Genomic DNA, 16,564 nt, shown 5'->3' on the forward strand with positions numbered 1-16,564 from the left:
CGCTTTTTGCGCCAATTTTAAAGAATGGCTTGGGGTTGGTTCTCCAAACCCTGTAGAGATTTTGATTAATAGACCTCTTGCAAAAATAACTCGGACGGGCAAGATGCCCATCCCACAAGAGTTATTTTTTCTTGTGGGATGGGCATCTTGCCCGTCCTAGTTATTTTTGCAAGAGGTCTATTAATCAAAATCTCTACAGGGTTTGGAGAACCAACCCCAAGCCATTCTTTAAAATTGGCGCAAAAAGCGCAAATCGCTAGCATAAACCCGGCGAATGTCGTCGATTTCATAAAGTACCATTGCGAACCGCTCGACACCAAAACCGGCCGCAAACCCAGTATATTTTTCTGGATCTAAACCCACTCCTTTAAGAACGTTAGGATCGACCGTTCCGCAGCCCAAGACTTCCAGCCATTTGCCGTTCCACTGCAAATCAACTTCGGCAGAAGGTTCAGTAAAGGGAAAGTAACTGGTGCGGAAACGGATCGGCAAATCTTGCCCGAACATTTGCCGCAAAAACTCTTTAATCGTGCCTTTCAAGTCAGTAAATGTCAGACCTTCATCAATTGCTAAAAGTTCAATTTGGTGGAAAACTGCCGCGTGAGTAGCATCAACAGTATCGCGGCGGTAAACGCGGCCGGGAGAGACAATCCGAATCGGCGGTTTGTGCTGTTCCATGTAGCGAATTTGCACCGATGATGTCTGAGTCCGCAGCAAGTCGCCTCCTGGCAAGTAAAATGTATCTTGCATATCCCGCGCTGGGTGGTCGGGCGGGGTGTTCAGCGCCTCGAAGTTATAATAATCTGTTTCCATTTCCGGGCCGTTGGCGACGGTGTAGCCGAGGCCGACAAAAATATCGAGAGCGCGGTCTATGACGGCGTTTAATGGGTGAACGCGACCTTGGGGACGAAAAATCCCCGGCATGGTGACATCGATGGTTTCTGAGGCTAATTTGGCTTGGATTTGGGCGGTTTGGAGGGCGACCCGCTTGTCTTCTAAGTCGGCTTGCAGGGCTTCTTTGACAGTATTGGCGATCGCACCTACTTTTGGCCGCTGGTCTGGCGACAGTTTGCCCATCATGCCTAAAATCTGAGAGAGTTGGCCTTTTTTGCCGAGGTAGCCGACGCGCAACTGTTCGAGTTGTTCGAGGGTATTGGCAGTGGCGATCGCACTTTTGGACTCTTGAGCGAGAATTTCTAGTTGAGTTTCAATGTCGCTTAGCTGGACAGTCATTTTGATTTTAGATTTTAGATTTTAGATTTTAGATTGATGGCAGTTTTGAGCCAAGCTGAGTTTAGCGCAATTTTGGCTCGACAGTTTTGTTGATTTGAGATTTGAGATTTTTGGTAGTTACGGATAATTCGTAATAGGTAATTGGATGTTAGGGCGATCGCCCTAGTTGAATCTAGTTTAGTATTGTTATCAGGCCTATAAAAATTTCGATGAAACTTTTAATTAGCAACGACGACGGCATCTTTGCACAAGGCATCCGCAGCCTCGCCAACGCTCTTGCCGCCGCCGGTCACCACGTGAGCGTAGTTTGTCCCGACAGAGAGCGCTCCGCTACCGGCCACGGCCTCACCCTGCACCAACCCATCCGCGCCGAAATTATCGAATCTATTTTTGATCCCGCAGTCCAAGCTTGGGCCTGTTCGGGTACTCCCGCCGACTGCGTGAAACTCGCTTTGTGGGCTTTACTTGACAAACCGCCCGATTTTGTCCTTTCCGGTATCAACCACGGGCCCAATTTAGGCACGGACATCATCTGTTCTGGCACGGTTTCTGCCGCAATGGAAGGAATTATGGAAGGCATTCCCAGCATTGCTTTCAGCCTCGCGAGCTATACTTCGCAGGAATTTGGGCCGGCAGTGGATTTCGCTGTCACCTTGGTGTCACAGTTGGAAAAACAGCCAATGCCCAAACCGGTGCTCTTGAATGTCAACATACCAGCAGTCACACAAGCAGAAATTACCGGAGTTACCATCGCCCGTCAAGGCATTCGCCGCTATTTCGACATATTTCAAAAGCGCACCGATCCTCGCGGCAAAACTTATTATTGGCTGGCTGGGGAATTGTTAGAAGATGTAGAAGAAATCCGCGATTCGGCGGTGTCGCATGATATTCCTACGGACGTACAAGCTATTCGCGACAACAGAATAACCGTTACTCCGCTGCAATACAATCTCACCTGTGTTCCCGACTTGCACTCGTTGCGGGATTGGGCATTTAAAGATTTTCCAAAGCAGTGAGCTGCCATCGACCCGATCCGAGCGGTAAACTAGGAATTAAGGAAAAGTGCCTATAAAGGTCTATACCTTAGGCGTTAAGACAGGCTCCCCATTAGTTGTTGGTTTTTTTTACTCAAGAAAAACAGTTATGAACGCTCCCACCTATAACACTCATTCTCTCACTTGCCCGATCTGCAACCGTTCCAGCGTCGTAGGCCCAGTCGGGATGGTTAGCGGACTATTCACTTGTCCCCACTGCCATTCTCATTTAGTAATTAGCTGGAGTGGTCATTTTGTGCGCGATCCTTTTAGTCTTAAACAACTGACGGTGGGAAAGATGCTCAGGCGCGAGAGCAGACCGCTAGCTCGCATTCAGCGCGACTTTGGGTTGGGTAAGCATTTTCCGCTGATTGCAATTTTGGGCAGTGTGGTATTTTTTGGATGTGCGATCGCCGCTACGGAAAAATCCCTACCCCGACAGAATTCATTTCAAGGATTTTTAGAGTGGGTGAGCGGAACTGGTAATTCCCAAGATGTCTCCCCGTAACATTTGTTGACATAAATTGTGACAGATACTCCGTGCAAATATCTATTCCTTTAGGTATAAATCACAATATTGTAGCAATTGCACCAATCTTGAGGTGCAGGTAAGGACTTAGGCCCCGTGCCCTTCATCGTGTTTCCAAAAACATCAAAACCCAAGTCCCGCAGGGGTTTTAACCCCTGCCTCAAAGATCGAGTCCGGTGGACTTAAGTCTCAGAATGGTGTTTCGGGTTAAGTTGACACATATAGCAGTTCTCAATAAAGTGAGGTATGCCCTATGCCCTATGCCCGCTTATCAAGCGTGCACCTCATGTTACTGAGAAAGGCTATATTACATCGCTATCTTTTGAAACTCAGCAATTTTTCTAACTGCTGCTTCCAAAATTGCTGGCGACTCGACTAAGGCAAATCGCACGTAGCCTTCTCCTGATTTCCCGAAACCGGCACCGGGGGAAGCGGCGACTCCTGTACTCTGTGCTAGCTGAGTGCAAAATTTTACGGAATCTTCAGCCCAAGGTTCCGGCAGTGGAGCCCAAACGTACATGGTGGCCTCTGGTACGGGTACTAGCCACCCAATGCCCTGTAGCGCTTTTACAAAGGCATCCCGCCGTTTTCTGAAGGTTTCTACGCTGGTTCTGACGGTATCTTGAGGGCCAGTTAATGCGGAGATCGCTCCGTTCAAAATCCCTCGGTATTGGTTGAAGTCCACTGCGGCTTTTACCTGTCGCAGTGCTGCAATTAGTTCGGAATTGCCGATCGCATATCCGACTCGAAAACCTCCCATACTGTACGATTTGGATAGTGTAAAAAACTCGATCGCCACACTTTTATCTCGATCGGCCATAAAAATTGACGGCGCCATCAATTTTCGATATTCTTCCTCGTTACCAGGCTCTGCCTGGTAATGCATATCCAGAGCCTGGGCCTCTATTTTAGATCCAAAATTGCGATCGTCAAACACCAAATCCACATAAGGGAAATCGTGAACTAAAACAAGCCGGTGTTCCCGACAAAAAGCCACAGCCTTCTCAAAAAAAGCCAGCGGGGCGATCGCAGTTGTAGGATTGTGAGGATAGCTCAAAACCATCATCTTCGACTCAGCCAGCACTGCTGTCGGAATATCTTCAAATATCGGCAAAAACGCATTTTCCGAGAGGAGTGGCATCGGATAAATTTGACCGCCGGCCAAATGCACACCGCCCGCGTGGGAAGGATAGCCCGGATCGAGCAGCAAAGCAAAATCTCCGGGGTTGAGTACAGCTAAAGGCAGATGCGCCGTGCCTTCTTGGGAACCAATTAACGGCAGCACTTCTGTTTCTGGATTGACTGAAATGCCAAATTTTTTCTCGTACCAGCAAGCTGCCGCTTCCCGGAAATCTCTTGTTCCGTTAAACAGCAAATAACCGTGAGTTTTGGAGTCAGACAACGATCGGGCGATCGCCTCTGTAATGTGAGCAGCCGCCGGCAAATCCGAAGAACCCAGAGACAAGTCTATCACATTCTGCCCCGCTGCTCTAGCTTGAGCTTTTGCCCGATCCATAGCGGCAAATACATTAAATTGCAGTGGCTCTATACGTTTAGCAAATTGCATAGTTTTTGTATTGTTTGGGGATTTTAATGAAGGCTTTTATCTGGTTAAATATTTTTTTGAGCGGGCAGTTTTATTTGCTTTGTGAATCTTTTTTTTTATTAACCGCAGAGAGCGCAGAGGGCGCAGAGTATAGAGGAATATCGAGGAGAAAAGAGAGATGTTAAAAAAAATATTGGCGATTGCTATAATTCTAAGTTGGGAGTTGGGAGTTGGAAACTCCCGAATCATTTCAAAACTTTATAAGTGAGCGTCGAGCAAACCGATCAATTTTTCTTTACTAATAGCTCCCTCGTGAGAAAGCACTACTTCGGCATTTTTAAACAGCCTGAGAGCTGGAACTCCTTCTACTTTATACTCCTTGACAGTATTAGGATTGGGGTCAATTTCCATTTTAACCACTTTCAGCCGATCGCTGTAGTTGGCAGCTACCCAGTCTACCGAAGGCGCGGTCAGTCTGCAAGGTCCGCACCAAGTAGCCCAAAAATAGGCAAGCACTGGTTGCTCTGCTTTCAGGACTTCTGTTTCAAATTTTTCGTCGTTAATGACAATTACACTGTTGCTCATGGTTCTGCGATTATTTTTTCTATTTATTTCTAAAGCACCGGCGGGCGTGAAACTTTCACCAACTGAGAAGACAGGCCCAAAAAACTGTTACTAATTTTAAAACATTCTGTGAATTATTGAGTGCAAACTCAGGACTGGGAACTGATGGATAATTCTGTATGGCGTTTAATTCCACTGTTGTCGGCGTCTGGTAGCGTGCAGATGGCGATCGACCAATGGCTACTGGAACAGCATCTAGCCGGGAAAATTCCGCCAACTCTGCGATTTTACACTTGGCAACCGGCGGCGATTTCCTTGGGCTACCACCAGCGGCGATGGCCGGAGTTTTGGCAGGAGTTGTCTTGGCGGGGAATGCCTGTAGAGTTGGTGAGGAGGCCCAGCGGCGGGCGCGCCGTGCTCCACCAGGGTGATTTAACCTATGCAGTTGTGGCGTCGGGATTTGCCAGCAGCCGTCTGAAAGCTTATCAGACTATTTGCGAGTTTTTGATTGAGGGTTGGAGGGCAATTGGTTTAGATTTGCACTACGGAGAAGCTGGAAGGGGTTATATTCACAATCCCAATTGTTTTGGTACTGCCACAGGTGCGGATTTAGTTACACTTGATGGCTGCAAGTTAATTGGTAGCGCGCAATTGCGACGGGGTGATGCTATTTTGCAGCACGGTTCGATGCGTTTGCAGCCGGATGTTAGTTTGTTTTCTCAAGTGTTTGGCGAGGAATTAATTCCTGTGGAATTACCTCTATCTGAAGGGGGGGATGATTTTATTGCAACTGTAATTGATGTTTTGAGTGCGGCGGCTTGTCGCTGTTTGGAAATTCAGTTGGAGGTGCAGCCGCTTTCAGAAGAGGAATGGCAGGCTATAGCAGATGTTGAAGGAAGAAGGAAGAAGGAAGAAGGAAAATATATTAGATACCCAACTTCTTGAAGAAGTCGGGTATCTGGCTAACATCGCCAATCTAAAATCGGAAAACTTCTCTAGGGCTGCAGCTCCCTTTCAACGATCGGCTCTTTGGCAATTTCGCCCAATGTCACTGAATCCAGCAAGCTTTCCCAATCAGCAGCTAAATCTGTATCATTAGGATTAGCACGGCGAGCAGCAGCTAGATTGCTGAGGGCATCTTGCCAAATCCCATTTTCAGCATAAATAAAGGTTTTCAGGCGCGGATCTGCCTGATCTAATTCACTGAGGATATCTGTACTGAGTTCAACTCGCCGTACAACACCGCTTTCGAGCTGATCGCTCGATCTGTCTTGAGGGTCGCAAACTACTGTAAATTTCCAAGTGTAACTCTTGCCTACTTCCAAGGGCGGCACATTTGTGTTAGCAGGGATACTAACGCCGATCACCCCTGATAAATTCTTAATTGTCAGATCCTGTTGATAAATCTGGTTGCCGCTTTCATCTTCTAGGATCAGTTCGGCTAATTCCGCCTCTGTTTGAGGCAAGTAGAAAAAGAATGTTGGATAGTCGGAAACAGTCCGTCCGATATTATTTTTAGGCACTAAGGCTGTGAGACTTAGCTTACTAGTGCTCGCGCAGCCACCGCGCACAGATCTTACTCTTCGAGTGGGCGGATCATCGATATCTTCAGTAGGCTGAATGAAGCGCGGCCCTCCCGGTTGAGTATTGTCTGGCTCGGTAGGTGTGTTTACACGCGGCTGTCCCACAACTGCAAGTTGGGAAATGTTAAGTGTGGCGCTTGATACTACCGCTGCAATTAATGTCAGGTGGATGAGAAACTTAGTAATTTTTTTCATTGGCTTCATGAATGTTTAGGGATAGGTGCTGTTTATTTACTTTTTTTTCATTCCCAAAATGCGGTAGACATTAACTTTTTGTTCCCTGCCTTTTAAAGGCAAAGCTCCCCAAGATTCTACTTCAAATTTGTCTGCTAGATGCAGTAAGGTTTCTTCTGCAATCAATATCCGGCAAGTGTCCTCTTGCCGATGCTTTTCGCAGCTTTCGAGCCGAGAGGCAATATTTACGCTGTCGCCGATCACTCCATATTCTAAACGGGTTGTGCCTCCCAGACTACCCACCATCACAGGCCCTGTAAAGATACCTACTCGCATTTTTGCTCCGGGCAAACCGCGATCGCTCCAATTTTGATTCATTTGTGGCAAGCGGGCACTGATGGCTAGCGCGCAAGATACGGCTAGGCGAGCATCTTCTGCAATTTCTTGTGGAGTGGTGCGGGGAATGGGTACGCCAAAGACTGCTAGCATCCCATCTCCGGTAAATTTATTAATCACGCCTTGATGTGCTTGGACTTCTTGGGCCATTGCGGATAAATACTCATTTAACCAACTCATTACTACTTCGGCCGGTAGTTTTTCGCAGATTGTACTAAAACCCTGCAAGTCGGTGAGGATGATGGTAGCAGTAACTTTTTGGCCGGGCAATAACCCTGATTCGAGTAGATGGACGCGTTCTTTCCACAGGGCATTTGCGATCGCCGGTGAAGTTTGTTGTCCTAATAATTTCATCACAATCCCTTGCTGTTGCCTCGACTGCTCGTACTTATAGATTACTGCGACTCCTGCGGTGATTAAAAGTGCCAGGGTTGGAGCGATTACAGGTATCCACCCCTGTTGCATGAATAGGAAAAAGGTGAATCCGAATAATGAGCCGCCAGCGGAGAGCGCGAGCGCGATCAAATTCAGCGATTTTTCTACCCGCCAAGCTAAACAGCCGCCCACTGCACTCCAAACAGCGATCCAGAGAATTTCTTGCCATTCGTCCCAATACCAAAATAGCCCTTTGCCGTCTAAAACTGCACTGAGAATTTGGCTAGTGGCCGTTGCGTGAATTAATACCCCAGCCGTCGGGATATTGCCCTTTTTAGTACCGCTGTAAGGGGTAGAAAAAACATCTTTTACAGTTGGGGCTGTAACGCCTATTAGCACTATTTTACCTTTTACCAATTTGGGGTCAACTTTGCCCTCAAAAACTTGAGTTAGTGTCACGGTCTCTGCTATATTTTTAGGAGAGCGGTAATCGAGCAATATTTGATAGCCTTTGGCATCTATGTTCTCATAACCTCCTGAGTTCGAGTGCAATTTTGCAAATACTACTTTATCTACCAAAAATTCATTTTTTTCGGTAGCTTTTGACTCTATTTTTTTGTTATCAAAATATGCAAAAGCTAGTCGTGTGGAAAATGAAAAAAGCGTTTTTTTACCATCGCCAGCCGACATCAAATTGCGACGCACTATACCATCTGGATCAACTACTAAATCGTTAAATCCTACCCGCTTCTCTGGTATGTAAGGATTTGGTGGCACTCGCTGGTACTTTGAGCTGCCGCGGAAGGTAATCGGAAATACTTTGGGGTTTTTCAATTGAGTTGCTAATTCTGCATGGCCCGGCTCGTAGGGAATGTCGCGAATTATATCGAGGCCAATAGCTATGGGTTCAAGACGCGCTATTTCGGCGATCGCTTTTGCTAAAACGCGATCAGAAATTGGCCATATTTTAAAAGCCTTAATATCTTGCTCTGTGATTTCAACTATCAACAACCTCGGGTCATGGCCCGGATCAGGTCGCAACTGCACCATGAGATCGAAAGCCTTTAATTCTAGTGGCTGCAACCAGCCTAAATGCCGCACTCCCAATAGAGTTACGGTCACGGCAATGCAGGTAATAGCAAGAGGTTGCAAGTCAGCGAAGGCGAAGGAATGAGTTAATTGTTTCCAACATCTCTCCCCCAATTTATGATAAATTCTCTTAAAGAATTTGGGCATAAAATTTTTTGTTTGAACCTTCATTGACAAAGTGTGCTACATCTTAACTTGTCACTAATGCCCCTTACCGATGCCCAAATTTTAATTGTCTTGTACTGTTTTGGCGATCGCACTTAACTGTAATCCCTGGGGATAGCTGTTTTCTTCTTTGCTGCGCTTGATGTCGGCGCTTGAAATCTGGGGTTTGAGGTATGTTGCCAAAACTTTAACCACGTCACCCCGATCGATCGTCCCTGCTACTGAACCAATCGGCGAGAGGACGATGATTCGGGGGAGTTGACGGGCTTCCATGGTGTTAATTACATCTGCGAGGGATGCTTTTTCGGAGACGGTGGGGGTTTTTTCTAGGGGTTTCAAAATGTTGTGCAATGTCTGAAGTTGCCATTGACTGCGTTCTGTGAAGCGGATATCGTCGATCGACACTAAGCCCAAATCCCTGCCGTTGCTCGCCGCAATGTAAAATGGAAACGGATTGACTTCTAACAAATATCGATCGGCAAATTCTCGCAGAGTCAAATCTGCATCTACAACTCGAAACTCGCGGCTCATCGCCTCGCCGGCTTTAATTTTAACCAAGGCTTCTTGCAATCCGGCAAAGCGGCTGTAGGCTAGGGCATTACGAATCGCAAAAGAGCCGATCAGCGCAATCCACAAGCCACCGTACTCGCGCGCTAACAAGCATAAACTTAGACCCAAAGCCACGGCCACCCAACCTAAAACTTGTCCTGTTTTTGCCGCCCAGCGAACGCCGGCAAATCGAGAGCCTGTTATTTTCCAAATTGCTGCTTTTAAAACTTGTCCTCCGTCCAAAGGCAGACCCGGAATTAAGTTAAATAATCCCAAAACGAGATTGATTATTGCTACCCTTTCGGTTACCATTGCCAGCAAACTTTTCGGGGGGAGCACTTGAGAACCCAAACCGAGGATTAAAAACAGCGCCAAGCTGACGAGAGGGCCGGCAATGGCTACTTGAAAAGCTTGACTAGGAGTTTTTGATTCCGAGTCGATTGATGCAATTCCACCAAATAAGAATAAGGTAATAGAATTAACTTTAATGCCTTGCGATATCGCCGCCAAGCTGTGTCCGAGTTCGTGCAAGAGCACGGAAGCAAACAGCAGCAGAGCTATTGCCAACCCCGCACTCCAAGAGAGCGCAGGCCCCCACACGCGGTAACTGCTGGCGTATTCGCGGGTTGCTAAGGCTAAAATTATAAACCACGAGTAATCTATAACTAGGGGGATGCCAAATAAAGAACCGATTCGCCAACCTGTCTGCATGAAATTTCCTGGGAAAGGGGAGCAAGAAAGAGTTTCTATTATATCTTTTCTGCCCCTTGCCTTTGCCTTTCCCCAGATTTTTACAGAACTCCGGCGTTACCCAAGCCCAAGATTACTCCGGCTCCGAGCAAGTGGCCGAAGCTGGTTGTTGCCAGCAATTCTGGTATGCCGAAGCCTTTGAACAATCCAGGTACTACAAGGGGTAAAGCAGGACCCTTGCCTCGGTTTTGCTTGTTTATGCCGTAGTAGCCGATCGCGATCGCCAGCAAATTGCATAAAATCATTGTCAGTCCTACCATTGGCGACCACTCCGGCGTTGAAGGAGCGGTAGATTGTACGGCTAACAGCAAAGATGAGTTGATCATGTTTTTATCTCCTGATTTCACAGATAAATTGATTTCCCAGATTATAAAAAGCGGTTTGCATTAAACTAAGATTTGTTTTAATAGTTAACAATTCGTTGATATTTTGATACAAATTCGGAACCGAGGAGGAAGAGTGCGGGTTAAAATTTGCGGAATCACTAAATTAGACCAAGGAATTGCGATCGCCCGCTTGGGAGCCCAAGCTTTGGGGTTTATCTGTGTGCCGGCTTCCCCTCGCTATGTCAGCCCAGAAACTATTCGCCTCATTGTCGAGCAGTTGCCGGAAAATGTCGATCGCATCGGCGTTTTTGCTGATACCACAATAGAAAATATCTGTCAAGTAGCAGGCGAGTCAAATTTAAGCGGGGTGCAGTTGCACGGAGATGAAACACCGGAATATTGCGATCGGCTGCGGGAGTTTTTGCCGGGAATTGAAATTATCAAAGCTTTGAGAGTTAAGACTCCTGAAACTCTAGAGACTGCGGCTATTTACGCTGTTCGTGTCGATACTTTACTGCTCGATGCTTACCATCCCCATCAACTCGGCGGTACTGGAAAAACCATCGACTGGATGATGTTAGCAGAGTTTAGACCCCAGTGTCCTTGGCTGCTGGCGGGCGGTTTAACAGCGGATAATGTTTTAAATGCAATTGATAGCGTAATCGGCAATAACTTCAGCGGTGTTGACCTTTCTAGCGGCGTAGAAAAAGCGCCGGGAGATAAAGATTTGACCAAAGTTGCCCAGTTGTTTGCTCTCATTAAGTCAAGTTGCTAATCATTGATAATTGGCCATAGAAAATTCGCGCTTTTTATCCGATTCATTCTTTAGTCTGCATGGGCGAAGTCTGCCGTAGGTTAGGCAGACTTCCTTTGTATAGTAGCGGTTTCAACCGCAGTGTATGCCCTTTATTTTTTTATCGACGGATCTCAAAAGTGCGATCGCCCTCCGGGTCTTCGTATTCCAAAACCAACTCACTAACCGTAGCACCGGTGGGGCCGCGGTGGCACCAGCCAATCATTCCTTCAACAGCTTTTTTCTCGCCTTCAAAGACAGCCTCGACGCGGCCATCGGGGAGATTTCTCACCCAGCCCCTGAGGCCGAAATACTTTGCTTTATTCATCGTTGAATATCGGTATCCGACTCCTTGAACTAATCCGCTAACAAAAACGTGGACTCTGACGGGCGACGATGATGGGTTTTTCATAAACGGGTCAACTTACTGCTAACATCTGTTTGAAAATTTTAAGGATCAGTTTGATTATGTTAAATTTTACTGCGATTCCCTTCGGGATAGCTCCGCCGCGCGTGCTGCCGGGATTCCTGATACGTCGCGTCACCCTGGCTTTTTCAACTATTCCCGATTTCACTGATTGGCTGGTTGTAGCTATGCTCGCGCTGGTTTACACTTCGCTCGCTCTTTCCGTGGGTTTTTGGTCGGGATTTCTAAAAGTAGACGTGCAAACCTCTCGGCGTACAATTGTGGGAGTGCTTCTTGGCTGTTTGTTAAGTCCGGGCATCACCGAGGAATTATTTTTCCGGGTGTTAATGCTGCCGCACCCGTTCGAGAATGCTTCTGGGTTAATGCTGTGGTTTTGGGGATGCGCGAGTTTGGCGACTTTTGTAGTTTACCACCCGCTGAACGCGCTGACTTTTTACCCGGTTGGTCGATCGACCTTTATGAATCCAGTGTTTTTGCTGTTGGCTGCAATCTTGGGAGTTGCGTGCTCCATCGCATACCTGCAAAGCGGTTCTATCTGGCCTGCGGTGGCCGTTCACTGGCTTGCAGTGACAGCCTGGCTGCTGCTACTGGGCGGTTACAGGAGGCTGTATGGTTAAATGTAAAAAGTCCAGCATAACTATTTTGTCGGGAGGATGTCAGTTGTGGGTATCATAGGAGCGATCATAGGTTTTTTGGCAGGGATAGCAGTTGCTTACTGGTTAGTGGAAAAGCGGTTAAACAAGCAAAAGCAAGAATACTTGCAGCAAACTCGCAGAATTACTGAGGAAATAGAATTAGCTCAGATGTCTCGGGTGCAACAAGCTGTCGAAACTCAGCAAGGAGAACGGGAAAATCAGCTTAGAAAAGCTACTATCGAACACGAAAATTTACTCAGACAAGTTACTACTCAATACGAAGATCAGCTCAAACAAGTTGCGAATCAATACGAAAATCAGCTCAAACAAGTTCTGGCAGAACGCGATAGTCAGCTCCAACAAGTTGCTGGCGCACACGAGCAGGAGCTGCGACAAATCAGCGAGGAATTAGAAGCCGCTAACAATGCTAGGCTGGAGCAAAATCTACAATCTTTGCAAGCAGAACATGAACATCATTTACTCAGAGTTGCTGACGAATTGCATCTAAATTATCAAGCTCAGATCGAGGAACATTTGCAAAACCTGCAACATGAACACGAAATTCGCTTGAGGCAAACTGCCGAGCAATATGAGAACCGCGAAGTTGAGATGCAGTTAAATATGGAGGCTTTGCAACAGCAATACGAGAGTCAGTTGCAAGCGGCTAACGAGCAGTTGAAAGCTCACGAAGCTCAGATGCAAGCTACTATCAGGTCTTTACAAGAGCAGTACGAGAGTAATTTACAACAACAAGAAGTCCCGGAGCAGCAGTTCAGTCAGTTAAATTCAACAGAATTTGGAGAAGGTTTACCACAACAAGAAGTTTGGCAGGAACAGTCAAGTGAGTTAAATCAAACAGCAGTTCAACTAGAGTTAAATTACCCAGATTTTTCGCAACCACAAGCAATTAATTTACCTCAACCCGGAGCCGAACAACAGCTTCCAATTGCCAGACAAGCACCAAGCTATTCGGTGGCGCAGTTGATGGGATGTGTTCAAAGTCAGGACAAAGAAACCCGCAAGTTTGCAGCGTCTGCTTTAGGTCAAATGGCTGCTGCTAATGCTCTGAGAGCCGAAGGTCAGCGAGCAATAGAAACCTTGGGGAAATTAGCTCAAGATGTTTACCCGGAGGTACGCGAAGCTGCAGTGGAAGCACTAGCAATGTTTAAGTCTGAAAAAGTGATTCCGCTGCTACAAAAATCTTTGCGAGATACAGATAGCGGTGTGGCTAAATCGGCAAGTGCTGCGCTCAATAAGTTTAAGTTTTATCCCCGCACTCCGGCGGCTAAGCCGAAAACTTTTGATGTGAAGAAACTAAAGCGTTAAGTAGTTACTAGCATACATATAGCAATTCTCAATTGCCTACAACATAGTAGGGATACAGCATAGTTGTGTCCTTACCGGGGTGCTGTACTGCACTCAATTGGGATTACTACCACAAACATATAGTGAACACTTTGGAGGTTGGGTTGGGGAAGGAAATCAAACTCAATTATGCGATCGACAACTCGCCCAATCCTTAGCAGAAATCACCGACACGCCGCAGTTTAAAACCCTAGGCTGAAACCTTTTTTAGCAAGAAGCGATTTCAATCGCTTCTTGTATCTTCACCCATACTGTAGGGGCGTGTTTTACCAACAATATTTGAGAACCGCAAACAATGTTGTAAACCCGCCCCCACACAACCGATAACCCAGATTAACCTGATGTTCGATCGAATCCAAAAAATGTAGATTCGGATTTGTCGTATTCGTGGGGGCGGGTTGATTATATTGTTGGTTTCTGAGATAGATGATTGGTGAAACCCGCCCCTAAACTTAACTCCTGACTAATGACTAATTCAAAAACGTTGCTTTGTACCGAGCACAAATTTGAGATCGCCGGAGTCGCTAACACCCATATCTAAGCGAATTAATCCAAAGCGCGATCGCACCCTCACACCCACCCCAACACCCGCCCCAGTCCCCGGTTTGTCCCTGACTACGGCCGGTTTTCCCAGTACGCTATCTCCCGTTCCCAAATCCGACTCAAAATCAACAAATATCACGCCGCCGACATCCCTGCCAACAGGAAACCGATATTCGCCGGAAGCCAAGAAATAACTCCGGCCGGTGCCAATATCCCCGCTATCGTAAGTCCGCACGGAATTGCGGCCGCCCAGGCGAAAAGCTTCTGTTGGGGGCAAATCCCCGATTACCGTCCCCGCTTGCAAGTTAAAAGCCAACATTTCAGGCAAGGTTTCGGACTCACTCAGGCCGAGCAAAGTTACTGGTACATACTGTATATAATTAGCCAACAGGCGGTTGCTCACAATGTTACCTGGCCCCAGAGGTATCGACTGCTCGGTGCTGAGGCTGAGACTCGAGCCGCTGGTGGGGTTGAAGGGATTGTCCCGCCGATCGAGCATCAAGTTAAAAGAAACAGTGTATAACTCGTCAACGCCGCTGCCGCTGAATGTGAGGGGATTGCCGAGTTCGTCGCGGCGGGCAATATTTAAGTTGCGATCGCGCGTGCTGATATTGGTATAGTTTAATCCCAAAGTCGATTGCCAGTCGCCCAAAGGTCTGGTAAACCTGAGATTTCCCCCCATCCGAATTTCCCGTACCCGGTTCCCGTTGGGCAAATCAATATCTTTGTTGAAAATTTCCGATATTCTGCGATCGCCAAAAGCTCTCACACTGTATCCCAAACGGTCGGGGGCGGCAACGTAAGGGCTGATAAACTCGACATCGTACTGGATACCTCGGAGGCTGGGCTGAAGTTCCACCTCTAGCCGCTGCGGGTTTCTGGCGAAAGTTCGATCGGTATACGAAAGAGGAACAGCAACGCCAATATCATCACTAAGACTGGCACTGACGCCAAAAGAGCGAGCCGATCGCTCTTGAACATTGTAGATAACATTAATATCCGTGCCAACTTCTTCGATCGAAACCGTAACCTTCTCAAACAATCCCAATTGCTGCAACTGCTGCAAATCCGATCGTACAACGGACGGGCTGTAGTTATCCCCCGGCTTGAGTTTGAGCTCGCCTCGGATAAAATCTTCCGAAATTCTGCCCTCAACGGGATTCCCTTTTGTATCAACAGCTTCGCCTCTGGAATTGACAAAGCGAATTTTCACCTCAGCAACGTAAACGCCCTCCGCATTGCCCGCTTGACTGATTTGTAGAGTACCGCCTAGCTGTGGGGCGTTGCTGTTTACTACTTCGGGGATTTCGGCTTTTGCCGCCAGCGTCGCCGGAGTTTTTAACAGAGATGTAAAATCTGTATCGTGGCTGGACTTGAGTGATATCAATTCCGGTTGCACCGGAATGATTGTTGACGGTTGACTGTTGACTGTTGACTGTTGACTAATGACTAATGACTGTTGACTAATGACTAATGACTGTTGACTGTTAACTGTTGACTCGATTTTATTATTGTGATGCAACCGGAAACGATATGAGGGAGATTCCCTAGGGGATAGCTGCGCCGCGCCTACTTCTTTTGAAGCTGCGAGCTCATCGGATGCCGGCAAATCCCGCACAGTTGGACTCACCTGAGAGGTTGGACCATTCTCAATCAACTTTTTATCAACAGGCAAGATGCCTGTTCCACAAAACAATTCATCTCTTGTGGAACGGGCATCTTGCCCGTTCTTGAGAATGGTGCCAGATGTGAGACTCACCTCATCCTCCGTCTGTGCCCTTGTGGGACAGGCGTCTCGCCTGTCAATTTCTGCGGTTCCCTCTCTCAACTCGGCCTGAGTCGGTGCGAATGTCGGATCGATCGCCCGCGCTGCCAATTCGCCACCCGCGGGCGCCGCCAAAGTCAAAAATGCAATAATCGGAATTCGCATACACATTAAATTTAAAGCACACCCAACGCATATTACCCAAAACCGGGCCCGAGAGCATAATTAGCCGAAAAGAAACCCGGTATTTTTGAGGATACCGGGTTTCTGGGATGCTGAAATTTGGGCAAACACGATCGACCGCGGGCGATCGTTAAATTTGTTTAAAGAGCTTGTCGAGAAACTCGTTTCTCAAAATGAGCCTGAGTCTGCTGCAACAGTTGTTCGCGACTATCTTTAGCGGTGGTAATGGTAGGGAGCAAGTTGCGAGCTTGTAAAGTCATGTGAAGCTGTAGGTGTGCTACGTACTCACTGACATCTTCGCGAAGAGAGCAAGCCGGGTACTGTTTTAAAGTAGAGTTCAAAGTGTTCTCCTGCCTTGAGTTTGCAGCATTTTCTATTGACACTCCCCGCGCTAAAGCTACGGGGATTCTTAAGACTTTCGGGCCTTAATATCCCTATTGCCAGGGTTTCCGGGCGCAATCCTTTTGCCAAAAATGGCGGTCTGCTATCCTAGTCTTACAACTAGCTCCTCGGTCGTGACTTTCCTCCAGTCCGGGGGTA

Annotated in this window: 16 protein-coding genes; 6 read left to right on the top strand and 10 right to left on the bottom strand. The window is 47.3% G+C overall.

Translation table 11 applies throughout. The features are described from left to right. Positions 1-228: 228 nt before the first annotated feature. Positions 229-1,233, bottom strand: a complete 1,005-nt coding sequence (pheS, locus tag ACUVJL_RS37190; protein WP_445250397.1) for a phenylalanine--tRNA ligase subunit alpha — start codon at positions 1,231-1,233, stop codon at positions 229-231. A 209-nt stretch (positions 1,234-1,442) separates the two neighbouring features. Here pheS and surE point away from each other — a divergent pair, with 209 nt between their 5' ends. Continuing rightward, the gene (gene surE, locus ACUVJL_RS37195; RefSeq protein ID WP_445250398.1) at positions 1,443-2,249 is read left to right on the top strand and encodes a 5'/3'-nucleotidase SurE; all 807 of its coding nucleotides are present in this window, start codon (positions 1,443-1,445) and stop codon (positions 2,247-2,249) included. Positions 2,250-2,376: 127 nt separating this feature from the next. Further along, positions 2,377-2,775: a hypothetical protein gene (locus ACUVJL_RS37200; protein WP_445250399.1), complete on the top strand. Its 399-nt coding sequence runs from the start codon at positions 2,377-2,379 to the stop codon at positions 2,773-2,775. A 328-nt stretch (positions 2,776-3,103) separates the two neighbouring features. Here the strand turns inward: ACUVJL_RS37200 and ACUVJL_RS37205 are convergent, their stop codons facing one another. Beyond that, positions 3,104-4,363 (bottom strand): LL-diaminopimelate aminotransferase, encoded by a 1,260-nt coding sequence (locus tag ACUVJL_RS37205; RefSeq protein WP_445250400.1) that lies wholly within the window; start codon positions 4,361-4,363, stop codon positions 3,104-3,106. A 237-nt stretch (positions 4,364-4,600) separates the two neighbouring features. Then, positions 4,601-4,927 carry a thioredoxin family protein gene (locus ACUVJL_RS37210; RefSeq protein ID WP_445250401.1) on the bottom strand — a complete coding sequence of 109 codons (327 nt, stop codon included), beginning with the start codon at positions 4,925-4,927 and terminating at the stop codon, positions 4,601-4,603. 144 nt (positions 4,928-5,071) lie between these two features. On the opposite strand from ACUVJL_RS37210, the gene ACUVJL_RS37215 reads away from it, so the two are divergent. Beyond that, entirely contained in the window at positions 5,072-5,851 is a 780-nt protein-coding gene (locus ACUVJL_RS37215) for a lipoate--protein ligase family protein (protein ID WP_445250402.1), read from the top strand. Positions 5,852-5,901: 50 nt separating this feature from the next. Here the strand turns inward: ACUVJL_RS37215 and ACUVJL_RS37220 are convergent, their stop codons facing one another. The 4 genes from ACUVJL_RS37220 to psaK all read right to left on the bottom strand — a co-directional run bounded on the left by ACUVJL_RS37220 (position 5,902) and on the right by psaK (position 10,313). Further along, the gene (locus ACUVJL_RS37220) at positions 5,902-6,684 is read right to left on the bottom strand and encodes a DUF928 domain-containing protein (protein WP_445250403.1); all 783 of its coding nucleotides are present in this window, start codon (positions 6,682-6,684) and stop codon (positions 5,902-5,904) included. Positions 6,685-6,720: 36 nt separating this feature from the next. Beyond that, complete coding sequence (locus tag ACUVJL_RS37225) at positions 6,721-8,670, bottom strand: CHASE2 domain-containing protein (protein WP_445250404.1); 1,950 nt, start codon at positions 8,668-8,670, stop codon at positions 6,721-6,723. Positions 8,671-8,751: 81 nt separating this feature from the next. Further along, positions 8,752-9,948 (bottom strand): site-2 protease family protein, encoded by a 1,197-nt coding sequence (locus ACUVJL_RS37230; RefSeq protein ID WP_445250405.1) that lies wholly within the window; start codon positions 9,946-9,948, stop codon positions 8,752-8,754. A gap of 80 nt (positions 9,949-10,028) precedes the next feature. Continuing rightward, entirely contained in the window at positions 10,029-10,313 is a 285-nt protein-coding gene (gene psaK / locus ACUVJL_RS37235) for a photosystem I reaction center subunit PsaK (protein WP_445250406.1), read from the bottom strand. Between the two features lie 133 nt (positions 10,314-10,446). Here psaK and ACUVJL_RS37240 point away from each other — a divergent pair, with 133 nt between their 5' ends. Continuing rightward, complete coding sequence (locus tag ACUVJL_RS37240; protein ID WP_445250407.1) at positions 10,447-11,088, top strand: phosphoribosylanthranilate isomerase; 642 nt, start codon at positions 10,447-10,449, stop codon at positions 11,086-11,088. A gap of 139 nt (positions 11,089-11,227) precedes the next feature. Here ACUVJL_RS37240 and ACUVJL_RS37245 read toward each other — a convergent pair whose 3' ends face one another. After that, entirely contained in the window at positions 11,228-11,518 is a 291-nt protein-coding gene (locus tag ACUVJL_RS37245; RefSeq protein ID WP_445250408.1) for an acylphosphatase, read from the bottom strand. Between the two features lie 56 nt (positions 11,519-11,574). On the opposite strand from ACUVJL_RS37245, the gene ACUVJL_RS37250 reads away from it, so the two are divergent. Beyond that, entirely contained in the window at positions 11,575-12,150 is a 576-nt protein-coding gene (locus ACUVJL_RS37250) for a CPBP family glutamic-type intramembrane protease (RefSeq protein ID WP_445250409.1), read from the top strand. 36 nt (positions 12,151-12,186) lie between these two features. Then, positions 12,187-13,494 (top strand): HEAT repeat domain-containing protein, encoded by a 1,308-nt coding sequence (locus tag ACUVJL_RS37255; protein ID WP_445250410.1) that lies wholly within the window; start codon positions 12,187-12,189, stop codon positions 13,492-13,494. A 514-nt stretch (positions 13,495-14,008) separates the two neighbouring features. Here ACUVJL_RS37255 and ACUVJL_RS37260 read toward each other — a convergent pair. Together ACUVJL_RS37260 and ACUVJL_RS37265 are read right to left on the bottom strand one after the other, a co-directional pair. Next, on the bottom strand, positions 14,009-16,006 hold the full coding sequence (locus tag ACUVJL_RS37260) for a BamA/TamA family outer membrane protein (RefSeq protein ID WP_445250411.1): 1,998 nt from the start codon (positions 16,004-16,006) through the stop codon (positions 14,009-14,011). A gap of 158 nt (positions 16,007-16,164) precedes the next feature. Beyond that, complete coding sequence (locus ACUVJL_RS37265) at positions 16,165-16,365, bottom strand: hypothetical protein (protein WP_332959381.1); 201 nt, start codon at positions 16,363-16,365, stop codon at positions 16,165-16,167. Positions 16,366-16,564: the final 199 nt, after the last annotated feature.

Source organism: Microcoleus sp. OTE_8_concoct_300 (genome assembly GCF_031383065.1).
Lineage (GTDB): Bacteria > Cyanobacteriota > Cyanobacteriia > Cyanobacteriales > Microcoleaceae > Microcoleus.

Excerpts from the sequence above, each read along its gene's own strand:
- surE (WP_445250398.1), top strand. The coding sequence starts at position 1,443 with ATGAAACTTTTAATTAGCAACGACGACGGCATCTTTGCACAAGGCATC.
- ACUVJL_RS37220 (WP_445250403.1), bottom strand. The coding sequence starts at position 6,684 with ATGAAAAAAATTACTAAGTTTCTCATCCACCTGACATTAATTGCAGCG.
- ACUVJL_RS37205 (WP_445250400.1), bottom strand. The coding sequence starts at position 4,363 with ATGCAATTTGCTAAACGTATAGAGCCACTGCAATTTAATGTATTTGCC.
- ACUVJL_RS37250 (WP_445250409.1), top strand. The coding sequence starts at position 11,575 with ATGTTAAATTTTACTGCGATTCCCTTCGGGATAGCTCCGCCGCGCGTG.
- psaK (WP_445250406.1), bottom strand. The coding sequence starts at position 10,313 with ATGATCAACTCATCTTTGCTGTTAGCCGTACAATCTACCGCTCCTTCA.
- ACUVJL_RS37215 (WP_445250402.1), top strand. The coding sequence starts at position 5,072 with ATGGATAATTCTGTATGGCGTTTAATTCCACTGTTGTCGGCGTCTGGT.
- pheS (WP_445250397.1), bottom strand. The coding sequence starts at position 1,233 with ATGACTGTCCAGCTAAGCGACATTGAAACTCAACTAGAAATTCTCGCT.
- ACUVJL_RS37245 (WP_445250408.1), bottom strand. The coding sequence starts at position 11,518 with ATGAAAAACCCATCATCGTCGCCCGTCAGAGTCCACGTTTTTGTTAGC.
- ACUVJL_RS37225 (WP_445250404.1), bottom strand. The coding sequence starts at position 8,670 with ATGCCCAAATTCTTTAAGAGAATTTATCATAAATTGGGGGAGAGATGT.
- ACUVJL_RS37255 (WP_445250410.1), top strand. The coding sequence starts at position 12,187 with ATGTCAGTTGTGGGTATCATAGGAGCGATCATAGGTTTTTTGGCAGGG.
- ACUVJL_RS37200 (WP_445250399.1), top strand. The coding sequence starts at position 2,377 with ATGAACGCTCCCACCTATAACACTCATTCTCTCACTTGCCCGATCTGC.
- ACUVJL_RS37260 (WP_445250411.1), bottom strand. The coding sequence starts at position 16,006 with ATGCGAATTCCGATTATTGCATTTTTGACTTTGGCGGCGCCCGCGGGT.
- ACUVJL_RS37210 (WP_445250401.1), bottom strand. The coding sequence starts at position 4,927 with ATGAGCAACAGTGTAATTGTCATTAACGACGAAAAATTTGAAACAGAA.
- ACUVJL_RS37230 (WP_445250405.1), bottom strand. The coding sequence starts at position 9,948 with ATGCAGACAGGTTGGCGAATCGGTTCTTTATTTGGCATCCCCCTAGTT.